This is a genomic window from Pseudomonas quercus (assembly GCF_012033695.1).
Taxonomy (GTDB): domain Bacteria; phylum Pseudomonadota; class Gammaproteobacteria; order Pseudomonadales; family Pseudomonadaceae; genus Aquipseudomonas; species Aquipseudomonas quercus.
Genome location: NZ_JAAVJI010000045.1, coordinates 1 through 1373 on the forward strand (window position 1 = coordinate 1; position 1373 = coordinate 1373).

A 1373-nucleotide genomic window follows, 5' to 3' on the forward strand; every position below is an offset into this window, starting at 1 on the left:
GCCGTAATGCTGTTCACTTAAGCATTTGAGTCCAAGCCGGGGTTTCTAGAAAATCCGATACCAGCCCACTGGTATCGGATTTTTTATGCCCATTCAGCAGCAACTGCTCGACCTCGGCGATCTCTTCAACTTCTCCGACCTCAGCACTTTTACCCAGAACATCCCTGTTGAGTGGGTTGCCAGTGCGCTCAATCTCTCGGCACAAGCCACTATCCGGCGCCGGCGCCTGCCGAGCGATCAGGTGCTTTGGTTGGTGCTGGGCATGGCACTGTTCCGCGATGAGCCTGTGCATGAGGTGGCAAGACGCCTGAATATCTGTGCTCAAGGCCTGGCCTCCGACCAGCTACTGGCGCGAAGCGGTGTGACTGAGGCGCGTAAGCGATTGGAAGCCGATCCAGTCGAGGCCTTGTTCCGCCAGACCGGTAATCAGTGGGGCTGCGAGCGATACGAAGGTGATGCCTGGGGCGGCCTGCAGGTGTTCGCAGTGGACGGCGCATTGCTGCGAACGCCTGATTCGCCTGAGTTGCGAGAGCATTTCGGTTCAGGCAACACGGGCACCGAACGTCAGACACCGTTCCCGATGCTACGCCTCGTTGCACTAATGAATGTGCGCTCCCATGTGATCCTCGACGCCCAGCTTAGCCCTTACCGGGGCAGCGAGATGCGCCTGGCCGAAAGCTTCCTGGGGCAGATTCCAGATGATTCGATCACGTTATTCGATAAGGGCTTTTGGGGCGCTGACCTGCTCTTGGGCGTCGCTGAGGGTGGTAAAAATCGTCACTGGTTGACGCCCGCTCGCAAGAACCTGGTCATGGAAGAAGTCGAGCGTTATGGCGAGTACGACCGGCGTGTGCGCATGAAAGTCTCCCCTCAGGCTCGCAAGCGAAACCCGGATTTGCCCATGCACTGGGAAGTGCGTGAAGTCAGCTATGAAAGCCAGGGGCACATCAGATCGCTACTTACTTCATTGCCTGCCGACCGCTACAGCACGGGCGCAGTAGCCGAGCTGTATCTGAAGCGCTGGGAGATCGAGTTGGGTTTCCGGGACATTAAAAGCTCCATGCAGCAGAATGCCGTGACGCTGCGCAGCAAGAAAGTCGAGCTGATTTATCAGGAGGTCTGGGGGCTTTTGCTGGCCTACAACATCGTCCGCCGGGAGGCCAGCCAAGCCGCTGTAGCCTTTGGCCGAGCGCCTTCTGACATACGTTTCAAGCCGGCCTGCCAGTATATTGCCGTGCAGTTGATCGTCATGGCTGCGGCCAATCCGGTATCAGCTACGGGTAGAAGGTTGGCTGAGTTGCGGGGAGGTGTCGCGGGTATGTTTCTGGATCACCGTCCAAGGCCAGGGCGACCAAGGACGGTGAAGATTTCCA

At 58.0% G+C, this 1373-nt stretch carries 1 protein-coding gene; it reads left to right on the forward strand.

Features of this window, described 5'->3' with window-relative positions; translation table 11 throughout:
* Positions 1–85 precede the first annotated feature (85 nt).
* The coding region (locus tag HBH25_RS22950) for an IS4 family transposase (RefSeq protein ID WP_178089124.1) at positions 86–1373 on the forward strand (1288 nt) is incomplete at its 3' end.